Consider the following 21,557-nt stretch of genomic DNA (forward strand, 5'->3'; position numbering starts at 1 on the left):
CGAGCACCGCGACAAAGTGCTTATCCACATCCATGGCGGCTGTTATGAGCTGTACCCCGGAGAGTCGGGCACGACCGAAGCCATCATCATGGCGGGCCTGGGGCACTACAAGGTGATCTCCGTCGACTATCGCATGCCGCCTGAGGCCTACTTCCCGGCAGCGCTTGACGACGTCACGTCGGTTTACAAGACCGTGCTGAAGACGAACGACGCGAAGAATGTGGGTGTGTTCGGCACCTCCGCCGGCGGTGCGCTCGTGCTCGAGCTGATGCTGCGCGCGAAGCAGGAAGGATTGCGCATGCCTGGCGCGATTGCACCGGGGACGCCGATGTCCGATCTGACAAAAACCGGCGATTCCTTCTACACGAACGAGAAGGTGGACAACGTACTGGTGTCGCGCGATGGGTTTTGCGACGCGGCAGCTGTTGTCTACGCGCACGGTCATGATCTGAAGGATCCGCTGCTGTCACCCGTCTACGGCGATATGCATGGCTTTCCGCCGGCGATTCTGACGACCGGCACACGCGATCTGCTGCTCAGCAACACCGTGCGCGTGCACCGAAAGCTCAGGGAAGCAGGCATCGACGCGCAACTCGAGGTTTTCGACGGCATGTCGCACGCTCAGTACCAGTTCGATGACCGCATACCCGAAACGAAGGAAGCGTTCGGCGAAATCACGCAGTTCTTCGACAAGCACCTCGGCCATTGAACCGGCATTGTCGTAGGGCCGGTTGATGCGCCACCGGCGGCAGCGTTTCGAGCCGCATCCTCCGCAAGAAGACTGATCGCCGGTGGTGCCCCGTCGTCGAATGGCAGCACGGACGAGGCGCCCGTCACCGCCCTTCTCTTTCCGTGCGCGAAGCCAAGCCGGCTTTGCGCGCGCTATAGCGGCACAACAGAGCCGCACAAGGCGGCGCGTCGCTTAGACGCGCAGCCGTTCATACACCCGTATGCCCCCCTGATGCGCAAGCAGCGCCGCCTGCAACGCTCGTATACCCCCTTCATGCTCAGGCAGACAGGATCGCAACACGCGTATACCTTCCTCATGCCTAGGCAGCCGGTCTCCAACCGATCGTAGGATAGTCTCGGGACCGTCACGCCACTACGATTGGATACATGGAGAAGGCAATTTGCCTCGACCGACAAACCAACCGGAGAGATGCGATGTTCCGCCTGAGCAACTGGATCTTCCTTGGCAGCAATGCGTACGACGAATACACGTTTGTGCCGTGGCTTGGTCGGAACGTTTATCGTCGGACAGTCGATCTGAACCTCATCACGATTCAGTGACCGGTGACCACCTCAGCGAGGTCGCTATGAATATCGGCTATGCGGCTGACGGCCTGTCAGCCCGCTCCCTGTAAGAGGAATCGAATAAGCCTCGAATTAGCCGATACCGCCCCGTAACAAACCGTCGGCGGCAGTTGGAGAGGGAGTTGGCTTAAACGCGCGACTGCGTCATGAAAAGAATCAGAAAAAATCGGAATTGCCCCGAAGGGCAAGCGCGGAAAGATTCAAATCTGAAAGCTACTGACTGCGCGGGCCTTGTTCTCAAGTCATCGACGCGGTGGCAATTCGCTTTTTCACGTCCGCATCTTCCCAATGCCCCGCATCGCTACTCCGATGCTTTGATTTCCTTTTCATTGTTTTGCATGGCCCGGCTCTGAATCGCCGGGCCGCAGGGCTTCGTACTGACTTGCGCCATTGAGCTTGACCATGAGCTTTGCGCTTGGCCTAGGCGATTAAGCTGCGACATCAAGCGTCGGCATCGATCGTCATCGTCGGTCTTGCCGAGCGCCCCGCCCCCTCAACCGCCCTGCTCGCCCGACAGCCTGAAAACACGTGCTGCGTCCCGGCCTGTGCGCAACATGCAATGTCCGAGCGCCGCGGCGAGACGCGCTGCACGTTGCCTGCCTGGGCGGTGCCAAGGGCTCGTGGTGCGCAACGACGGCCGTCCCATCAAGCGGTGCCGCTCCAGAAATCGATTAGGTCTGACTGACATTCTCGATCACCCAAAAACGTTGTGAGGAATTCGCGCTGCCTGTGCGCACGCGAGAAGACCCGCGACGCATGTGTTTCCAGTCTCGCCAGTTGCGGCTGGCATTACACCGTAACCGGTAGGACCAAAGGTACGCCAGCGCACGCCCGCCGACAAACATGCAAAGAGACATCGGCCACACACAATCGTCTGTCCCCCCCATACGCGGGTATGATGAACGGATTGGCCCCGCCACGTCGGGCAGCGCTCACGGTGCCCGCCCTGCGCGGCTTATAATGCGTTTTGCGATCCCGCTTAGCGGTAGCGCCCAGCGCGCCTCGCGGGTTCACAAGGAGTCGGCATGGTTTCCGACCAACATCCCACATCGGCAAAATCGGGGGACGAGGCGCCCGTCGTCTACGTAGTCGACGATGATGAATCGATGCGGCTGGCACTGCGTAACCTGCTTCGCTCCGTCGGATTGACGGTCGAAACGTTCGGATCGGTGCGCGAATTCTTGTCCTTTCCAAAGGCGGCCGTGCCCAGTTGCCTCATCCTGGATGTCAGGCTGCGAGGCGAGAGCGGGCTTGCGTTTCAGCAGGACATGGCCCGCAGCGGCATGCAAATGCCCGTGCTCTTCATGACCGGCTATGGCGACATCGAAATGTCCGTCAAGGCGATGAGAGCGGGCGCGCTTAACTTCTTCCCTAAACCGTTTCGCGACCAAGATATGCTCGACGCCGTCACCGAGGCGCTCGCGCGCGACGCCGAACGCTGCGCGGCAGAACGGTCGCTGGCCGAGCTTCGCTCCGCCTATGACGCGCTAACGCCTCGCGAGCGTGAAGTCATGGAGTTCGTGATCAGCGGGCTTATGAATAAGCAAATCGCTGCTCAGATGAACTTGAGCGAGATCACCGTCAAGATTCACCGCGGGCAAGTCATGAAGAAAATGGCGGCGCGTTCCGTGCCCGATCTCGTCAGAAAGGCCGAAGCGCTCGGCGTGGAGCCACATCGGACGCGCGCACCGTAGCGGTGCGATCGTCGCTTTGCGGGTGTTAGGCGATCTAAGATGAACCGAGGGTGACCTTTGAATGACTTGGGCGCGCCTCACAAGCCTGCCTGAAGCCTGCCTTGTACTGCCGATCAGCCGAGTGCCTCTTAAGTTTAACGGCTTTCGATCTGAGTGCCTTTGGACGATCCGGCTCAGGGTGTGCCGGCGGCAACCGTCAGATAGTGCGCCAGCGCCCCGGCGTCGATGGGTTTTTCGAGCAAGGCCAGTGCACCGTTTGCCATCACCTGCGCTCGCAGGGGATCAGTCGCGAACGCCGTGACGAAGATGGTCGGCGGTGCGCGCCCCGAAGCCAACAGACGCTCGTGCAACTCGATGCCCGACATCCCCGGCATCTTGATATCCGAGATCAGACATGCCGTGTGATCAGCAGGTGCTGAAGACAGCAAATGCAAATATTGCTCGGCTGATTCGAACACATTCGCCTTCCAGCCGAGCGAGCGCACGAGGCTAGCGATTGCCAGGCGCGAGGCCTCATCGTCGTCCACAACCGAAATCGCAGGAACAGAAAGCATGGGCCAACTCGCTTTTGACGATCCGCGGCTCATCGCCACGCCCACCATGAGTTGTTAACAGTAAGGGTAGCTTGCAAGCGACAAAGCGCACATCATACGGACGTATGTTACCGAGGAGTACCTCAGTTCGCCTTCACGTTCCAATGTACAGGCAATCGCCGGGGTTGCCTGTGCTCGGGAGCACGAACGCTCGCCATCGACATGTGAGGCGCCACTGAGGAGTGCTAGCATGCGCTGATTCCATTACTTGGATGAAGGGCCTACGGCCGCCGGCTTGCCTCAACGTTCGCCGCCTATGTCCTTGGCCCCATTTATGGGGAAGCCAATCATGCGAAGGCATCAGCGGTCTGCGTTGATGATAGCCGCTCGCCAAACTCGCCTCACCGTTTTTTTCGAATTTGCGGGGCCTCGCACTGGAGGGCGCACGAGGCGCGGTGCCGCACCGCTCGGCTGTCGGCTGCCACTCACCTCCAGTCGTTGGTGGGTCCTACCTCGTCTTTCACTATTCGCACCGCCCTCTCTCGGCGCCTTCGCCGGACGAGCGCATGTCAGTTCGGTGCACCGCCGCCAGTCAGTCAAAACGCAACGATAACGTGACAGGGAGTTGCAGATGGGAAAAGGACGAGTGGAAGCATTCAGCGACGGCGTCATCGCGATCGTCATTACGATCATGGTGCTTGAGATCCGTGTACCGGATGGCGTCGAGATCACCGCGCTCAAACCCGTCGTGCCCGTGTTTTTTGCTTATGTGCTGAGCTTTGTGTACGTCGGCATTTATTGGAACAATCACCACCACATGTTCCATCTCGTTCAGAAGGTCAACGGCCCTGTGCTGTGGGCCAATCTCCATCTGCTGTTCTGGCTTTCGCTGCTGCCCGCGGTCACGCATTGGATCGGCAACAGCCATCTCGCGCCGTGGCCAACCGCGCTCTACGGCATTGTGCTGGTTATGGCGGCGATCGCGTATTTCATTCTCACCCGCTTGCTGCTGCGGCATCACCGCCCGGACTCCGCGCTCGCCCAAGCAATCGGCCGCGATGTCAAAGGCGCAATTTCCGTCGCGCTCTACTTGATGGGCATTGCGTCGGCATTCCGTCTGCCCGCGGTATCGGTCGCTCTTTACACGCTCAACGCAATCGTCTGGATTGCACCAGACCGGCGCGTCGAGCGCGTATTGAAGCAGCAGTGATGCGACGTGCGCAAATTCGACCACTTCATGGCTCAGCAGCGCCCTCTTCCGACAAGGTTAGGCCTGCGCTCGCATTCGGCCGCCTGTCCAACCATGCATCGTCTGTGCCAGGCTGACGGCATAGCAATTCGTGCCGTTTCCCGACGCGTTGAGTGTGCGCGAAGCGCGGCCAGCGCCTATCCTATTTGAACCGACCGCAACGACAGTTCGGCGTTTTGCCTTCCCGCTATTGCGGACGGGTCCATCCGTTTTACCAAGAGGTGCGTCATGTCCATGTCAGCCACCCTCCAGGAGTGCCTGCGCAGCAAAGGCTGCCGCTATGACACCGTCCGTCATCCGTACAGCCATTCGAGCGTCGAAACGGCATCTGCGGCGCATGTGCCCGGCGAACGCCTGGCCAAGACCGTCGTTCTTGAAGACGAGCACGGCTACGTAGCGGCTGTCCTGCCTTCGACGCACTCAGTCCGGCTTTCAGAGCTTTGGGCCAAGACCGGGCGCCATCTGACGCTCGCCAAGGAGACCGACACGCGCGAGCTCTTCAAGGACTGCGATCTCGGTGCGCTGCCGCCGGTGGGCACGGCCTACGGCATGCAGACGTATCTCGACGAGACGCTCGCGAATCAGCCCGATGTCTATTTCGAGGCCGGCGACCACGAGGAACTGATCCATATGGACAGCGAGCAGTTCCTCGCGCTCATGGATCAGGCCGAGCGAGCGCGCTTCGCCCATCGCATGCAGGGAATGTCCGTCTAGGAGAGCTTGACGGCGCGCTTGTCTTGAGCTTGCGCTCGCTTGTCGCGCCGCGCCGTACATCGGCCAATGAGCCGCTGGGCCCAAACTGCCCGGCGGCGGTCGTTGTTCGCCCTTCCGGTTCTTGCGACTTGCATCGCGAGTCGCCCCGCGTTGTTCATGCCTATTGTCAGTATTGCTAGTACGCGCTTGTGACCAGGCGTGTTATTGCTTGAGGCTATGCTGACGTCTCACCCGCAAGGCTGCGAGGCCCGTGGCTTGCAGATTCTCAGATTTACAGCCGTCATAGGGGCCGTCCGTTCAGGTGCTTTGAACCCGACACCGCGAGCTAAAGGACTTTGGTGATGCATGCGTTCCAAAAGCATCGGCGCGCTGTGGGCGTTTCCGCGCCTTGCGGCGACGATCGTCTTACGGCACCCGGCATGGGACGACACTTGCCTACCGAAGGCCCCTCGAGCTCAAGGTCCCCCAAATGCGCCTGCGCATGCACAGGCGCGAACTCCAACCCAGAGCCGGCAGAGTTCATCAGGTCTTTTCAGGAAAACTCGCTGACGTCGTATCCGCCCGCAGTGCACGATGAGCTACGACAATTGGGGCGGCTGACTCGAAGCGATGGGAGGTTCCAACATTATTTCAACAGCCCCAAGGAGCGTTGCGCGGCTGCCCTTGAACCCGTCAGCTTAGTCCTTAAGGATGCTGGCTATCAAACCCGCGTTCGTGGCATGTACCTTTGGAGTAGTGCGCTGGACAAAATGCCGGCCAATCACTTTATGGTTCTAGCCAAAAAAAGTGGAGAGCAATACGCGGTCGACGTTACAGCGGGTCAATTTCGCAACCTCGGCCTCGTCGACGGCATAATCAAAACCGAGGAAGACTGGGCAAGGACTTTTCACGAAGCGGCGAAAGGCAGGCTGATTAAATACAAGGACTTCGACACCGCTGCCGCCGCAAAAAAAGAATTCCACCCAATGAAGGCAATAGCGTCGACCGATATCCTTGACAATGCCACGCTTCTCACGAACCCAGTCTGGTACCAGAGAGCGGTCAGGAAAATGCAACGCGCAAAGACGGATGGCGTTGTTTCTGATCGGCCCGAAGTTGACACCTCCCGCCGTAAAAGCAGCTTTTGGGCCAATGCGTTTTCGTGCTGCCGAGGTAAATGATCCCGCTGGGCAATCCTCGCAAGCGCAGTAGGCCCAACCATCTGAAGCGCCGACATCATGAGCCCTCGCGCACATGCGAGGGTATCCATCGCGCGCTCGCCGCGCTAAGCTGCTCCCCGGCGGCAGCGCTGCCGCCTACCTTCATGAGGGAAATCCTATGCAAGGCTGGAAGCTGCGGCCGGCAGCGTTGGCGTTTGCCGCTCTGGCAATCCTCATCGGCGTGCTCGGGCTTCCCGGCTTCTTGGCTTTCCGAGGCCTGGGGCCAGCGCCGGCGTATGCCGATTCATCGTCCGCGTTGCCGGCCGGTTGCAGCGCCGGCACGCTTGTCACTGTCGTCGCCCATCTTGACGACGACCTCCTCTTCGTCAATCCCGGCATCAGCGACCGTCTGCACGACGGTTGGTGCATCGTCACCGTTCACGTGATCGGCGGCGCGGACAACTCGAAGTTCAACTACGTGCTGCTGCGCGAGCGCGGCGTACGCCAGGCTTATGCACGGATGGCAGGGGTGCCCGATCGATGGACGGAGTCCACCGTTTCGATCGCGGGCCGTCCCGTGCACCGCATGGTGCTTGACGCGGCGCCGCATGTCGTCCTGCTGGAAATGCGGCTGCCGGGTGGCCAAGTACGCGGCGGACGCGTGCCGATCGGGCTCGTCTGGGATGAAGGCGCGACGATCGCCAGCTATCCAATGAATGCCGACGGCAGCGGCGGCGTTGCGCGCTACGATCGCGCACACATCATTGCCACGCTCGGGGCACTTCTGTCGCAGGCGACGCTTATCTACACGCTCAATCCCGACACCGTACCCTTCCTCGAGCACCCGGATCACATCTATTGCGCGCGCATCACGCGTGAGGCGGCACACGAGGCCCACGCGAAGGCGCCGATCATCTATCACCTCACCTACGTGACGAGCAATTTGCCGATCAACGTGCCGGCGGGCAAGACGCAATTGAAGCGCGACGAGGTCGCGAGCTACTTCGCAGTCGACAGCGACGGCGGCAACCTGGCGCAGGTCTTTGGCGAGTATGAATGGAACGGCAACTGGGTCGCCCGCCGCTACGCCTTCCACGCGAACGCAGGCGGTGGCTCGCCCGATCGCCCCGATGGCGCCACGCCTGCCGTCCGCCTCGTCAACGAGCAAACTAGCCAGTGCCTGAGCGACGGTAGTGATCATGCTGAACGCGGCCACACGTCGCCGCGGCTCGCCACCTGCGATGGCAGCCGCGCTCAGCAATGGCGCTGGCAGCCGCTGCCGAGCTATCCCGGCAACCCGCACAACGCCGCACTCGTGAGCGTTTCGAGTTCGCGTTGTGTGGCTGAACGCGACGCCACGCTCGTCGAGGCAGCTTGCGACGACAACGACATCGCGCAGCGCTTCACGCCCTGGGACTTTGGCATCGTGCGCACTCCGCTCGGCCACTGCCTAGGCGAAAAAGACGGGACGCCCGCCCTCGCGCGTTGCGAATCGCTGACAGCGGCCTATCGTTGGGCATTGACGCCACAGTCGGCACGGGCCGATCTGCGCATTGCGGGCGCCATGTATGGCGACCTCGGAGGCGATGGCAAGCCGAGTGCTGTCTACGTCGAGCGTCGCGGCGACGGCCCCGGCTTCGACGTCGAAGTCCTCGCACTCGAGCCGGGCGAGCGTGCCTCGCGCTGGTACAGCAATGCCGTGCCCTTCGATAGCAGGGCTATCGTGCCGAGCTGCCGCGGCGAGACCTTGTGTTTCGACTCGACTCGCTTCCTGCTGGCCGACTTCCGAGGCACAGGCCGCGCCGACCTGATGGCAATCGCCCCGGGCGAGCACGGCTCGACCGCCTTTTGGCTGTTCGAGAACACGGGACACGGCGCCTTCTCGGCACCGCGCTTGTGGTACCAGAGCACCTCCATGCTCGATCCCGATCGCACGCAACAGTACGTCGCCGGGGATTTCGACGGCGACGGGCACGCCGACGTCATGGCGGCGCAGCGCACGCCAGACGGCCGCGGCTTCGACCTTTGGGTGCTGACCAGTCGCGGCGCGTCGGGCAACGCGCCTTCGTTGTGGGGCAAATCCGTGCCGCTCGCGCCTGCCGCGCGATTTTACGCAGCGCGTCTATCCGATTCTCCGCAAATGGGACTCGTTGCGCTCGAGGACACCAACGGCGCGTTGACCGTTGCATCGATCGCAAGCTCGGGCCACGCTTTCGCGCCGCATTTCGACACGGTGCAATTTTCCGGCTTGCGCGCCGCGCGCTCCAAGGTCGCGGTAGGGCCCATCGACACTGCCAAGGGAAGCCGTCTCGACAGCCTCGTGGTATTGAGCGCCCGCGAGCCAAGTGCATCGAATCGCGCGAATATCGACGTGTGGACGATTGGACCCGCGCCCGACTTCGGCAAGCCAATCCACGCGGGAACGATTGCTGACGTGCCTTGGGCCGACGCCCTGCCCGCCCTCATCACGCGCCCCGGAGCGACCGGTGGGTCGACATCGACATCCTTGCTGGCGCTGTTCGAGCGCGTGAGCGCGCCCCTTGACGAATATCACGTGACAGGCGGCGCACCAGCGCTCGTCGGCTACTCGCTGGCCGCGCGCGGCCAAGAGCTGGGCGCGGCCGAACGGTTCGGCGACTTGCCGGGCCGCTATTCGGAAACGCTGTGGCTCGAGCGGCTGCGATAGCTCGCCTCTCGCTAGCGGATCACCTGCCGCGCAATGGCGAGATAGCGCTCCGCGGTATCCTCGAGCGTCAGACCTTCGAGCGGGCGCTGCACTCGTGGCTGGGCAAGCGCCACGGCAAGCGCACGGGCATAACGCTCGATGTCTGTGGTGTCGATGAGCTGCACCCCGGGCCATCCGCGTGCGAAGTTGAACGACGCAATGCCGTTGGCGACGATCGGAATCCCCGAGGCGAGCGCTTCGAGAAAACCAATGCTATGGGCTTCGAAGCGCGAAGGCATCGCAAAAACGGTCGAGTTGCTGAGGATTTCGGCCACATTCGTTTGCGGCCCCAGTATCTCGACGCGCGGCGCAATGCCGAGATCCCCAGCGAGCGCGGCCACAGCCGCGTGATAAGCGCGATCGTCAATCACACCGCATAGGCGCAGCCGGACGTCGGGGTCGTGCTCGAGCAAGCGCTTGAACGCATGCAGCGTGGCGAGGTGCCCTTTCTCTTCGATATAACGGCCAATCTGCACGACCTGCTTCGAAGGCTCCAGCCGATTCTCAGCATGCGCGCTCGCACCCACACCGGCGCGCTCAGTGGCAAGAGCACCTCGAAAGCGCGCCGCATCGACGCCGTTTGGCACGACGAGCAGCGCCGGATGGCGGCCGATCGCCTCCATGTATTCGTCGATATTTTTCTGTGAGACGCCGATGACCGCCTTCGCACGCGACGACAAAATCCGCTCGGCACGCTGCAGCAAATTGTTTTCGAGGAAGTCGTTCACGCCCGAGTGCATCACCCATACGATTGGCACGCGCACAGGCAGCGCGCGCACGTAGAGCGCCGGGATCGTCGCATGCGCGAAGATGACATCCGGCTTGAAACGCCGGATTGCACGATAGAGAAACATCAGCCTGCCGAGCTTCTCATAGCGGCGTATCGGAAAGACGCATGTCACGCGGTGTGCCGCCAGCTCGCTCGCAGCGGGTGTGAAATCGCCGTGAGCGGGCAACAGCGATGCAACGCAGACGCTGTGTCCGCTTTCCTGGTGGCCGATAGCAATCCCTTTGACGAGCATTTCCGCGCCTGACAGCCTCGGCGCGAGAATCAGCTGAAGTATTCGCATGTTCGTACTGCCTCACTCCCCCGACGGGCTGTTTTTCGGCCAATATGCCTGCCGGCTGCGCCCGCAAATGTCCGGCGCACGGTGCCCGTAGCACATTAATAGCGCGTCCGGCCTCCCGTGCCGGCCATCTTGTAGCTCATTTCGGTAGCGATGCCCGCTCAAAGCACCGCACTCCCCGTGGTTTCCTGCAAAAAAAGGGCCGTCACGCCCAGTCTTTTTGCGACAATGGCTATCTTTTGTCGCCGATCGGTTCGCCATGGCGCGGGCGAGCGCGGCATGTTCAACTCCTCTCCGATGTGGCGAGCAGCAGAAAACTCGCCGCACATGCACGATGGTTTTGCCCCATATCGAACTGATCTACTCGTTGTCTGGCCTTGGCGTCGGATTCCTCGTCGGGCTGACGGGTGTCGGCGGCGGCTCTCTTATGACGCCGCTGCTCGTGCTGCTGTTCAACGTGCATCCGGCCACGGCCGTCGGCACGGACCTGCTCTACGCCGCCGCAACCAAAGCGACCGGCACGCTCGTCCACGGTCTTAAAGGATCGGTGGACTGGCGCGTGACGGGCCGGCTCGCGGCGGGCAGCGTGCCGGCGTCTGCGGTGACGCTTTGGCTGCTGCATCGCTACGGCATGCATTCGCCGGCCGCAACGGCACTGCTCCAGCACGTGCTCGGTGCAGCATTACTGATAACCTCGTTGGCGCTCATCTTCCGCCCGCAATTGGCCGCGTTCGCTGCGCGTGCGAACTTGGGCGCGCGGCGCGAATCGTCCACACGCACAACCCTTTGGACCGTTGTCACAGGCGCCATCCTCGGTGTGCTCGTCTCGATGACGTCGGTCGGCGCGGGGGCCATCGGCGTGACGGTGCTTTTGCTGCTCTATCCCGCGCTGCCGGCCGCACGCATCGTCGGCTCGGACGTGGCGCACGCCGTGCCGCTCACGCTCGTCGCGGGTATCGGGCATTGGCTGATCGGTTCCGTCGACGGGACGATGCTGATTTCTCTGTTGGTGGGCTCGCTGCCGGGCATCGCCCTCGGCAGCCATCTCTCCTCCCGCGCGCCGGAAGCGCTGCTGCGGATTCTGCTCGCCGTGGTGCTCGTGCTCGTGGGCGTGCGGCTCGCCATCGCGTGAGCTTCGGGTGAGCACGCCCGGCCTGCGGCAAGGGCGAAGCGCAGGATACGCAGCACGACACCGTCAGCCAAACTTTGTGGTTCGATAAAACATCCACAGCGCGGCGGTGGCAAGACCGGCAGTCATCGCCCAGGCAATACCCGTTACGCCCCAGTAGTGCGTGGCGGGCGGAACGACGCAGATGAGCACGATCACCTGCAGCACCGACGCCTGCGTAGCCGCCCGTGCGTCACCAATCGCGCGCAGATACGAGACGAGCACGGCGATGAGCGCCCCCAGCGCCATGTTGATGACGAAAATGCGGAACAGCGGGACGGCGCCCATCCATTGCGGGCCAAGCACCAGCGCAAAGAGCGGCTCGGCGAGCCAGCGCAACAGCACAATGACCACGGTAAGGCCTACTGCGGCGGCCGCCAGATAGAGCCTGAAAAGACGTCCGGCCTTGCCAGCGTCGCTGCGGTGATGTGCGGAGAAGGTCGGAAACAGGTACTGCGCCATCGCAATCGCGGCGTCAGCGAGCAGCAGTTGCGCAAGCCGCGACGACATCTGATAGGCGCCGAGCTGTGACGGCCCGAGCATTTTTCCGACGACGACCTTGTCGAACTGGTTGAGCACGAGGTTGACGACACTGCTCGCCCAGATCCAGCGTGAAAATGCGACGTAGTGTCCGATGCCGGACCAGCGCACCGCGAGCGTCGGGCGCGGCGCCATCGTCAGCCACGTCAACGCGCTTTTCAGCGTCTCACCGAGCACCATGCCGATCAGCACCGAGTAAGCGCCCGCGCCCGCCAGCGCAAGACCAAGAGCAACGGAGCAGTCGACCATCGCAGCCGAGACCTCAACGCCAGCGATGTGCTGAAAGCGCCGTTCACGCTGCACGATGAAGTAAGCCGGCGACGCAATGCCGCGCATGAGCGGCAATAGCGCCGCAAGCTGCAGCAAGAGCAACTGGCCGTCCAGTTTGAACTGACTCTCCATGAGCGGCGCAATCGCAACAAGCAGGAGTGCGACCAATGCACCGCGCGTAAGAAGCGTCGTCCATACCGCGCCGAGCTGATCGCGCGTTGGCGCTTCGCGCCCTTGGATGACCGCCTGCGCGAGCCCCGTGTCGGACAACGACTCCGCAATCGCCACCGCGAGCAGCGCTACGCCGACCGTGCCGATCGCAGCTGGGCCGAGCATGCGGCCAATTGCGAGAAACTTGATGGCGACGAGCCCGCGCACGACCACCTGCTGGAGCAGGACCCAAGTGGCGGCATGGGTGCCGAACCCACCTCGTGCCGACCAGCCGGCCAACCTGCCGGCTTTCGCTCTGCTGCCCCACGACTGGCTCACTTTGTCGACATCCTTGCGTCGGTGTGCAACTCATTGCATTGAAACGAACGGGGACAAATTATCGTGTCGACGGCAGCAAGAAACGCCATCTGATAGCTCACTGCAGCCAGAACCCGCGCCCATCCTGTCGTTTTCCGACGCGGCGCCGCAGATTGGCGGTTCTCGTGCCCATACCAGTGCTAGTGTTGTCGCAGTCGGTTCGACACTCCGCGCGAGCGGTTGATTCAAGAGACGATGACAAAGGTAATTCCCACCCCGTTCACACAGTCCGCCCTTCCGCAAGCGGATCGTGAGGCAGTGCGGCAGTCGACGCATTGCGCGCCTGCGCAAGAAAGCGTAGTCATCATCGAACCGAATTTCACCGGACACCGTTGGCGATACGCACAATGGGCGGCCGATGCGTTTACGGAGGCCGGGTACCGTTGCCTCATCGTCACCGAGTCACGCAACGAGGATCACCGGCTTGCGCGCAAGATCGTCGCAGCAGGCCGCCCCGATCTCGAGATCGCTTTTGTCGACCCGCCTGAGGCGCGCAGCGCTAGCCTGTCGGTACTCGGGCGTATCTCCTACTTCCGCTATCACCGCTATTTCCGTTACGCGTATCAGCTTGTGAGCGAGTTTCAGCAGCCCGCGCTCATAGTCGTGCCTTATGTCGATTATTTTCTTTACGCTCTGCCATTCCTCGGCTCGCCATTCCAAGGCACGCCATGGATCGGCATTACGATGCGCGCCACCTTCCATCACCGGAAAGTCGGCGTGAAGGCACCCGATCGCCGTATCGTCAACGCCGTGAAGTCGCTTCTCTTCGGTCGGGCCGTTCGTGTGCGAGGCATGCGAGCGCTATTGTCGATCGATCCAACGCTGCCGGAATGGAGTGCGCGCGCGCTCGGTCAACGAGCTGCTGCAATCCGGTACCTTGCCGACCCGTTTCCCAATGCGCACGCTGATGATCCCGCGCGTGCCCGCGAGCGGTTGGGACTCTCGCTCGGGCGTCATCTGCTCGTCTACGGAGCGATCACCGAGCGCAAGGGCATTCGTGAACTCGTCACCACGCTCGAGCAGATGGGGAGCAAAGCGCCGACGCTCGTCGTAGCGGGCGAGCAAGATGCCGCCACGCGCGAGTTCCTCGGTGTGCACGCGAGTCGGCTCCAACCGGCTCCGGTGCTGCTCGATCTCTTTGTCACGAACGAGATGGAGCTCGATCTCTTCTCCGCTTGCGACGCGGTTTGGCTCGGCTACAAAGGCCATTACGGCATGAGCGGCGTGCTCGTTCAGGCGTATCGGTTCAACAAGCCCGTCATTGCAACGGCCGACGGCCTTATCGGCTGGTTTTGCCGCAGCGGAGAGCTCGGTCCGGTTATTGACGACCTTTCAACCGATGCGATCGGACGCGCCATCGACGCCGTGTTCGACGCCAAGCACCCAGTCTTGGTAAAGCCAGTGCCCACGCAAAACGAGCGGCATGAGCGGCTGCTTGAACGCAACACGCTCGAGCAATTCAAGCGGACGCTGCAAGAGGCGATGGGCTGACGAACGTCGCTGACGCTGCCCTCATCATCTGACAGACCGCACCACGCATCCGTTTCGTCACAAAGACTGTCCACTCACCGCTGGGGGCGTCCGGTCGACCTCGGCCGCCGGCATCGTTTGCGTGACGGCGACGACGACGGGCGCCGGCGCGCTTGTCGTATCGCCGCTGGCTGATAGGCGTGCCGGGAACAGTGCATTGCGGATGTGCAGGAACGGGAATTCGAGGACGCGCGTCGTCACATAGCCAGCCGTTATCGCAATCGCTGTTTGCACGACGAGCGCCCCGGCCCAGATGACTAACTTCGGCCAAGCGAGTGCTTCGCCCTTCGCAATCAGGATATCGGCCGGTGCGAGGGCGATCGAATGCCAGAGATAGATGCCGTAGGAATAGACGCCGACCCACGCTACCGCGCGAAAGGCCCAGTGGCGCACAAAGGCCCTCGAATACTCGAGCACCAGCACGATCACCGCGACGTAGCCGATTGCCTGAATCGTGTAGCCGATGCTTTCGTCCAGCGCGATGTAGCGAGTCGCGACGACAAGCCATCCGAGGAGCATCACGATGATAGCGAGCAACCACCGCTTTTGGCTCGCGACACGCCGGTACAGATCGGGCTTCATCCAGTAGACACAGGCGAGCATGACGCCGGCGAGCAGGCTGTCGATGCGGTACTGCGTCTGGAAAAACGCGGCATCGATGCCGCCGGCCGCCACCGTCACCGAACGTGCGACGAGCACGACGACGCACAGTAATCCGAGCACCGCGAGGATGCCATTTGCCCGCAGACGAAGACGCGCAAAAAGCAGCAGCAGCGCTGGGAGCAAGAGATAGAAGTGCTCCTCGACGGCCAGGCTCCATGTCTGCTTGATCGAGGTGCCAAGGTAGTTTTGCAGATGCGTGAGGTTTTGCACGAGAAAAGTGTCGGCCGGGTGCCGGCCTGCAACGATGTGGAACGCGATCAGCGCATAGTAGGCCGGCCAGATCTTGAATATGCGTCTCACGATGAAGCGCCGTGCGTCGACCGTGCCGGCGTCGGCGTATTCGCGCAACAGCAGACCGCCAACGAGAAAGCCGCTCAATGTGAAAAACAGGTTGACGCCCTCGCGACCGAAGTGCGTAAAGGGATATTGGAGTGCCAACACCAGCCACAGCCCGGTATCGACGTTATGAAAGTGATACCCCATGACCGCGATGATCGCAATGCCGCGCACGAAGTCCAGTTCGATCGTCCGGCTTCGCACGATTGTGTTGGCTCCTGCGAACAGTTTGATCATGAGCTTGGCCCCTCTTCAATCGAACGACCACAACAAGGGTCAATCCAACGGCAAACTGCGGGTGCAGCAGGCCTCTCGCACCGATGACGCTACGGCACCCGTCAAGCATCGACATCAGGTGCCACATCCCACATTGATGCGATCATCCAGCCGGCGGCAAGAATGCACACGCCAGCATTGCGGCAATCGCCGACAACGCGAACCGGGTGCACCGTTTCTTGCGACCTTGATTCTTTCTCTACGCATGATTTCCGGCTCTCGCAGCCGAACGATAGTGCCCATCGGCCAACGCCGAGCGCGGCCAACGCTTGCAGCGCTATATTCGATCCGGAAAAAACCGGTCCTGAAGCACAGATGGGCGAACCACGGACCGTTTTTCCCGAGCAATAAATTGGGGAACGTTTCCAATGGCAGCCGTGCCTTATCAGTCGACATTTGCCACGCAGCGCGCGACTCGCCACAACCCACATGCCAACCTGTGGATCTGGATATTCATTTGTCCGCTGGCGATGGACTACAAGGCCGTCAACGATGCCTCGAGCCATCTTGCGCAGGTCATGCTTGCCGTACCGACGTTGCTGGCAGGCGCCATACTCATGCTCATTGCGCCACGCTTTACCGACCGTTCGAGCCTGCGCGCGTCCGTTTCGCTTGCGCTCGCGCTCGCCGTTCCGGCAAGCCTCATCACGCAGTTCGTGCAGGGCAATGTATTGGGCCAGTACCTGCGCGTATTGCTGCCGTTTCTACTCTTTTACGTCGGTTACATGGTCGCATGCCGTCCCTGGCAGGAGGCACGCATCGAGCAATTCGAGAAGGCGATCTTCTGGGCCAACGTCATTTGCCTCGCCTTCACGTTCGCCTACGGCATGGCGATCGGTGGACCTCTTTCGGACGTTCGCTATCGCATCGTTTCAGCAACGTTCCTAGGTCTGCAAGGCGTGTTGCTCCACGAATTCGTCATCGCCAAGCGATTCACCGCATTGACGCTCGGGATCTTTGTTGCCACCGTCGTCGTCGAGCTGCTGAGCGTCACGCGCAGCCTGCTAGTTGGAACCGCACTGCTTTTTCTACTTGCCGTGTGGATGAGCGCTGCTTCGATGCGCCATCTCATACGCGCACTGATGCGTGCGGTGATTGTTTCCATCTTGCTTGGCGGCGTGGTGTTCGGTGCCCTGTCTTTCTTGCCCGACGTTGCGCAGCATTGGACCCAGCGCATCTTTGCCGAAAAACAAACGCAAGCCGGTAAGGATCCGACGACGATCACGCGTCTCGCCGAGATGAAGTATCAGTACGATGCAGTGACGTCCTCCACGCTTTCGCTCCTGATCGGCGAGGGGTATGGCCGCGAATATCGCTACTCCCCTACGTACTTGCCTGACCTTGAAGGTCAAATGAGCAAGAAGGATTTCTATGCGATACGCGACTGGCCGGCAGGTCACAACTTCTGGGTCTATCAGTTCTACGCTGGCGGCTTGCTTTTTGGCCTCGCGATGCCCGTTGCAATCCTCTATGCACTGCTGCGCTGCCTCATCACTTACCGGCGATGGCGCGTTGCTGTGCCGGATGCGCCGTATCTGCCCGTGCTCGGCCGCGCCATCCTGCTCACAGCGGCACTGCCGGCGACCTCGATCGGCGGCAATCCGCTCGGCCCACGGTTCTCGGGGCTCATTTTTGGCGTGTCGCTCGGCCTTATGGTCAGCATGCATGTGCAGTTGCGCCGATTCAGTACGCGGCCGTTGCCGCTGCCCGGGCAGCGCATCGATGGCGGCAACGAAAGCAGCGGCGTCAAGGGGCCGCGTGAAGCCGGCCCGACTCGCGGCGCGCGCGGGTGCGCGTCACGCTTCGAGCCGCGCTTGAAGGCGCTGCCGTCGGGCGTTGCGTCCCCCCCTGCGCAAAAGGGCGAGCCCATGGCGCCAAGGTAATCGACCTGACTTCGAGTCGGCCACCGCCTGACGCTTCGCGCATGAGCCCTATGAGAATTCTGCACCTGACACCCACGCTCGACCCTCACGCCGGCGGCCTCGCCGAAGGCGTGCGGCAAAGCGCGCTCGCGCTCGCGGCACTGGGCCACCGCGTCGAAGCCGCCTCTCTCGATGCACCGGGTGCGCCGTTTCTCGAGCCTTTGCTTGCGGAATGTTCATTGCCTCTCGCCGCGCTTGGGCCAGGATACGGCAAGTACGGCCGCACGCCGAACCTTGTGCCATGGCTGCGCGAGCACGGCCCGCGCTTCGATGCCGTGATCGTGAATGGGCTTTGGCAGTATCACAGCTTCGCGGCCTGGCTGGCACTGCGAAGTGTTGGTGTGCGCTACTACGTGTTTCCCCACGGCATGCTCGACCCATGGTTCAAGCACACTTATCCGTTTAAGCACCTGAAAAAGTGGCTCTATTGGCCTTGGGCCGAGTATCGGCTGCTTCGCGATGCCCAGGCCGTGCTTTTCACGACGGAGGAAGAGCGGTTGCTCGCACGGCAATCGTTTTGGCTCTACCGCGCACGTGAGCAAGTTGTCTCGTACGGTACAGGCAAGCCGCCCGCCGATTCCGAAAGGCACCTCGAAGCATTTCACGCTGCGTACCCCGCGCTGCGCGGACGTCGCATCGTGCTTTTTCTGGGCCGCCTTCACCCCAAAAAAGGCTGTGACTTGCTCATCCACGCATTCGCACGGCTCGCGAGCGAGGTGCCCGACGCACACCTCGTCTTGGCCGGCCCGGGCAACAACGATGCGATTGCCGCTTTGCGCAGTATCGCCGCACAAGCGGGCATTGCAGAGCGCATCACTTGGACCGGCATGCTGCAAGGCGATTTGAAATGGGGGGCATTCCGCGCCAGCGATGCGTTTGCGTTGCCCTCACATCAAGAAAACTTTGGCATTGCCGTCGTCGAGGCACTCGCCTGTGGGTTGCCCGTCCTCATTTCGGACAAGGTCAATATTTGGCGCGAAGTGGCGAGCGATGGCGCAGGGTTCGTCGCGGGCGACACGCTCGAGGGCACCGTGCAGAATCTGCGCCGTTGGTTCATGCTCGATGAAGTTGATCGTGAAAGGATGCGTATGCAAGCCGCGGCGACGTTTCGGGAGCGCTTCACCGTCGACGCGCATACGCAGCGCCTATTGAATGTGCTGGAAGCCGACGCCGCACATGACACCTATCCCGTCGGCCGCCCCTCGGTCGTCTAGCCGTCTCTGTGGAGTCGTCCGTTTCGTGCGGCGTCGCCCACTGTTGCTCGATCGGTGCAGATAGCCGACAGCGCTTTCTGCACCCCGATTGCTGCCTTCACTCTTTGACGATGCGCTGATAGGTCGCGGCGGCGAACGGCAGTGTTTCGACAGCCCCCTGCTCGCTTGCCTTGCCCATTGCGCAGACGCGTGCGTCGCCGGCCGCAACGGCCTCCGGTTTGCCGAGCAGTGCGATGAGGCGCTCGGCAAGCCGCAGCGTGAGCGCGGTGATGGTGATCGTGGGGAAGTTCGCCCCAGAAGTCGGAAACACCGAACTGCCAGCGATATGGAGATTGGCAACGCCGTGTACTGCGCAATGGCGGTCCACGACACCCTCTCGCGGCGAATCGTGCATGCGCGTGGTGCCCATGTGATGCCAAGTGCCTTCGAGCGTCGATGGCCATGCATGCCCCTCGAGCGGCTCGTCGAGCTTCACTTCGGCGACGTGCCCCGCAGTGAGCTCCTCCGCGAGGAGGGCAAAAGTGCGATCGAATGTGCGCTTCACGAGATCGTTTAGCAGCCAGGCGACGCGTACCCGCGGCATGCCGAGTGCGTCGCGCTGATCGCTGAGCGTAACGCGACTATCGGGGTTGGGCGCCGCCTCCACGATCGCCTGCAGCCGCACACCGGTAATGAGCGCGCGCGGCTGAAGCAGCCGTGTAACCAGAAATCCGGCCGTATCGAGGGGATGGGCACCCATCGTCGTTAGGTCGTCGCGCAAGCGCCAACCCGGTTGATCTTTCTTTAGGAGTGCCTGCTTGCAGCGGACGAGCGCCTCGGCACCTTCGCTGCCCTCGCCGTAGAAAAGCGAAAAGAACCAGACGCGTGCATTGAGCAGCTGCTCGCGCTGCAAGACTTCTGGCGTGAGCGCAAATTGCGACGAAATCGGTGTCCCATGTGCGGAGACCGCAGCGTTCTGATAGTGGAACTTGATGTCATAGAGCTTGTCGCGAGCCCATTTATCCGCAAAGCGCACGTTCGCCGACATGAGGCGCGGATGGTCCATGAAAAACCGGCCAACGACGTCGTGCCCGTTACCGAGCCCTGCTGGTTGCACGCGATTGGAAGCGAGCAGAAGCCGTGCGTTTTCGATGCCACCTGTGGCGAGCACATAGTGCTTCGCCCTGAACTTCACGTGCCGGCCTGACAACGTCGCCGCTTCAATGCCCGTGACGAGCGACGCATCGCCATCGGTTTCGATATTGACCGCATTGGCGTGAAGAAACACGCGTATGAACATCGACTGCTCGAGGTCCTTGCGATAGAGCTTGCCAAAGCGTGCGGGCGGACTGAACTGGGCAACCGTGTCACGTAGCTTGCCGGTGACTAACGGAATACGACGCACGTCGTCGCGGCCGATCGCCTTCTCCCAAAACGCCGGATCGTAGTTGTCCGGACCGAGCTTGAGCAGCGCATGCGTCCTGGCATAGTACGGTGCCACCTCCTCGAGGCCGAACGGCCAGCCGCTATACGGGACCCATTCGCGCTTGTCGAAGTCCCAAGGATCCAGCGGGCGGCACCAACCGCCCCAACAGTTGCTGCTGCCGCCAAGGTAGCGGCTGCGGCTGCCGTCCGCAAACGAATACGGCAAGCCGACGTTTTCGCCGCGATACAGATCGCGGGTTTCATCGTCCGGTCGGTACCCGCCGCTTTCGAGCACGCAGGTATCGATTCCCATTCGGCTCATCTCGAGCGCGAGCGTGATTCCCGCAACCCCCGCACCGACGATGCAAATCGTCGCCTCAATCAGTTGTCCCTCGTCGACGGAACGTGTATCCATAAACATTTATGCTCTCCCCTGTTTTTGTGATCTTCGGGCTCGTCGAGGAGCACCGTCGGCCATACGCGATTCGCGACCTCGATCAATTGACGCAAGCACATCCGCATCGGAAGCGAGACATAGGATTGAAGGGGCTGCCGTGTCCACGAGCTGTATCAGGCGGTGAAGCGCCTGCGCAAGAACCGGCAAGGATTGCCGCCGTACACCCCTTCTGGCTCAAGTGACCGGTGCACGACCGACAACGGCGTGACGACGGCCGAGCGGCCGATGGTCACACCCATCTGCACGATGCATTTCGATGTGATCCAAACTCCGTCTTCGATGACGATTGGGGCCACGCGCAGATCCATCGTCGTGCTCGCCTCATGCGAGCCCGCCGTGAGAAATGTGCCCTGCGAGACACAGACGTGCGACCCGATGAGAATCGGCGCCTGGTTGTAAATCCATACGTCGACGCCGAACCAGCAGTGATCGCCGACTTCAAGGTTCCATGGGTATTTGACGCGCAGAGGATGGACCAGACGACAACCTTGGCCTATACGTGCACCGAAAAGGCGCAGGAGGCCAATGCGCAGCGCTGAACTGGGATTCAGCTTGTTGTTGATGATGCACGCTTCGACAGCGAACCACAGCGCTTCAACGAGGCGGCTGCGCTTCGCGACATAGTTTCCTTTGCCCGCGCGGCTCAGATCGATAACGCGACCCGCATCGCGTGCCTCGGACACGTGATGTCTGACGGTACCCAAAGGCGACGCACACTCGCGCGTCGCCCCCTGCTGCTCGACATTGCTTTCCATCGCCGATCGCCCTTCCCACACCTCGTATGCCCGCGATTCCTTTTCTTCTTGTTGTGAGA

Annotated in this window: 17 protein-coding genes; 11 read left to right on the forward strand and 6 right to left on the reverse strand. The window is 61.8% G+C overall.

What is annotated here, in order from left to right; genetic code table 11:
• The 3 genes from VL598_RS15920 to VL598_RS15930 all read left to right on the forward strand — a co-directional run.
• On the forward strand, positions 1-709 hold a 709-nt coding region (locus tag VL598_RS15920; protein ID WP_325327690.1), incomplete at its 5' end, for an alpha/beta hydrolase.
• Positions 710-1,164: 455 nt separating this feature from the next.
• Positions 1,165-1,290: a hypothetical protein gene (locus tag VL598_RS15925; RefSeq protein ID WP_325327691.1), complete on the forward strand. Its 126-nt coding sequence runs from the start codon at positions 1,165-1,167 to the stop codon at positions 1,288-1,290.
• Positions 1,291-2,339: 1,049 nt separating this feature from the next.
• On the forward strand, positions 2,340-3,008 hold the full coding sequence (locus VL598_RS15930) for a response regulator transcription factor (protein WP_325327692.1): 669 nt from the start codon (positions 2,340-2,342) through the stop codon (positions 3,006-3,008).
• A 173-nt stretch (positions 3,009-3,181) separates the two neighbouring features.
• On the opposite strand, the gene VL598_RS15935 is transcribed toward VL598_RS15930, so the two are convergent.
• Positions 3,182-3,562, reverse strand: a complete 381-nt coding sequence (locus VL598_RS15935; protein ID WP_325327693.1) for a response regulator transcription factor — start codon at positions 3,560-3,562, stop codon at positions 3,182-3,184.
• Between the two features lie 610 nt (positions 3,563-4,172).
• Between VL598_RS15935 and VL598_RS15940 the strand changes: the two genes are divergently transcribed.
• The 4 genes from VL598_RS15940 (at position 4,173) to VL598_RS15955 (ending at position 9,329) form a co-directional block, all read left to right on the forward strand.
• On the forward strand, positions 4,173-4,751 hold the full coding sequence (locus VL598_RS15940; protein ID WP_325327694.1) for a TMEM175 family protein: 579 nt from the start codon (positions 4,173-4,175) through the stop codon (positions 4,749-4,751).
• A 267-nt stretch (positions 4,752-5,018) separates the two neighbouring features.
• A complete protein-coding gene (locus VL598_RS15945) occupies positions 5,019-5,504 on the forward strand; it encodes a YbaK/EbsC family protein (protein ID WP_325327695.1) in 486 nt (161 codons plus the stop codon).
• 587 nt (positions 5,505-6,091) lie between these two features.
• Entirely contained in the window at positions 6,092-6,664 is a 573-nt protein-coding gene (locus VL598_RS15950) for a hypothetical protein (RefSeq protein WP_325327696.1), read from the forward strand.
• 157 nt (positions 6,665-6,821) lie between these two features.
• On the forward strand, positions 6,822-9,329 hold the full coding sequence (locus tag VL598_RS15955) for an FG-GAP-like repeat-containing protein (protein WP_325327697.1): 2,508 nt from the start codon (positions 6,822-6,824) through the stop codon (positions 9,327-9,329).
• A gap of 11 nt (positions 9,330-9,340) precedes the next feature.
• Here VL598_RS15955 and VL598_RS15960 read toward each other — a convergent pair whose 3' ends face one another.
• Positions 9,341-10,438 carry a glycosyltransferase gene (locus VL598_RS15960; RefSeq protein WP_325327698.1) on the reverse strand — a complete coding sequence of 366 codons (1,098 nt, stop codon included), beginning with the start codon at positions 10,436-10,438 and terminating at the stop codon, positions 9,341-9,343.
• Between the two features lie 331 nt (positions 10,439-10,769).
• Here VL598_RS15960 and VL598_RS15965 point away from each other — a divergent pair, with 331 nt between their 5' ends.
• Positions 10,770-11,567 carry a sulfite exporter TauE/SafE family protein gene (locus VL598_RS15965; protein ID WP_325327699.1) on the forward strand — a complete coding sequence of 266 codons (798 nt, stop codon included), beginning with the start codon at positions 10,770-10,772 and terminating at the stop codon, positions 11,565-11,567.
• Between the two features lie 63 nt (positions 11,568-11,630).
• Here the strand turns inward: VL598_RS15965 and VL598_RS15970 are convergent, their stop codons facing one another.
• On the reverse strand, positions 11,631-12,902 hold the full coding sequence (locus VL598_RS15970; RefSeq protein ID WP_414718735.1) for an oligosaccharide flippase family protein: 1,272 nt from the start codon (positions 12,900-12,902) through the stop codon (positions 11,631-11,633).
• Between the two features lie 234 nt (positions 12,903-13,136).
• Between VL598_RS15970 and VL598_RS15975 the strand changes: the two genes are divergently transcribed.
• Positions 13,137-14,432, forward strand: a complete 1,296-nt coding sequence (locus VL598_RS15975; RefSeq protein WP_325327700.1) for a group 1 glycosyl transferase — start codon at positions 13,137-13,139, stop codon at positions 14,430-14,432.
• 57 nt (positions 14,433-14,489) lie between these two features.
• On the opposite strand, the gene VL598_RS15980 is transcribed toward VL598_RS15975, so the two are convergent.
• Positions 14,490-15,704 carry an acyltransferase family protein gene (locus VL598_RS15980; RefSeq protein ID WP_414718736.1) on the reverse strand — a complete coding sequence of 405 codons (1,215 nt, stop codon included), beginning with the start codon at positions 15,702-15,704 and terminating at the stop codon, positions 14,490-14,492.
• Between the two features lie 410 nt (positions 15,705-16,114).
• Between VL598_RS15980 and VL598_RS15985 the strand changes: the two genes are divergently transcribed.
• Both VL598_RS15985 and VL598_RS15990 read left to right on the forward strand, forming a co-directional pair.
• A complete protein-coding gene (locus VL598_RS15985; protein ID WP_325327702.1) occupies positions 16,115-17,629 on the forward strand; it encodes a hypothetical protein in 1,515 nt (504 codons plus the stop codon).
• 50 nt (positions 17,630-17,679) lie between these two features.
• The gene (locus VL598_RS15990; protein WP_325327703.1) at positions 17,680-18,882 is read left to right on the forward strand and encodes a glycosyltransferase; all 1,203 of its coding nucleotides are present in this window, start codon (positions 17,680-17,682) and stop codon (positions 18,880-18,882) included.
• A 97-nt stretch (positions 18,883-18,979) separates the two neighbouring features.
• Here VL598_RS15990 and VL598_RS15995 read toward each other — a convergent pair whose 3' ends face one another.
• Together VL598_RS15995 and VL598_RS16000 are read right to left on the reverse strand one after the other, a co-directional pair.
• The gene (locus VL598_RS15995) at positions 18,980-20,707 is read right to left on the reverse strand and encodes a GMC family oxidoreductase (RefSeq protein ID WP_325327704.1); all 1,728 of its coding nucleotides are present in this window, start codon (positions 20,705-20,707) and stop codon (positions 18,980-18,982) included.
• A gap of 149 nt (positions 20,708-20,856) precedes the next feature.
• A complete protein-coding gene (locus VL598_RS16000) occupies positions 20,857-21,498 on the reverse strand; it encodes a DapH/DapD/GlmU-related protein (RefSeq protein WP_325327705.1) in 642 nt (213 codons plus the stop codon).
• Positions 21,499-21,557: the final 59 nt, after the last annotated feature.

It is taken from the genome of Trinickia sp. (genome assembly GCF_035492435.1).
GTDB lineage: Bacteria > Pseudomonadota > Gammaproteobacteria > Burkholderiales > Burkholderiaceae > Trinickia.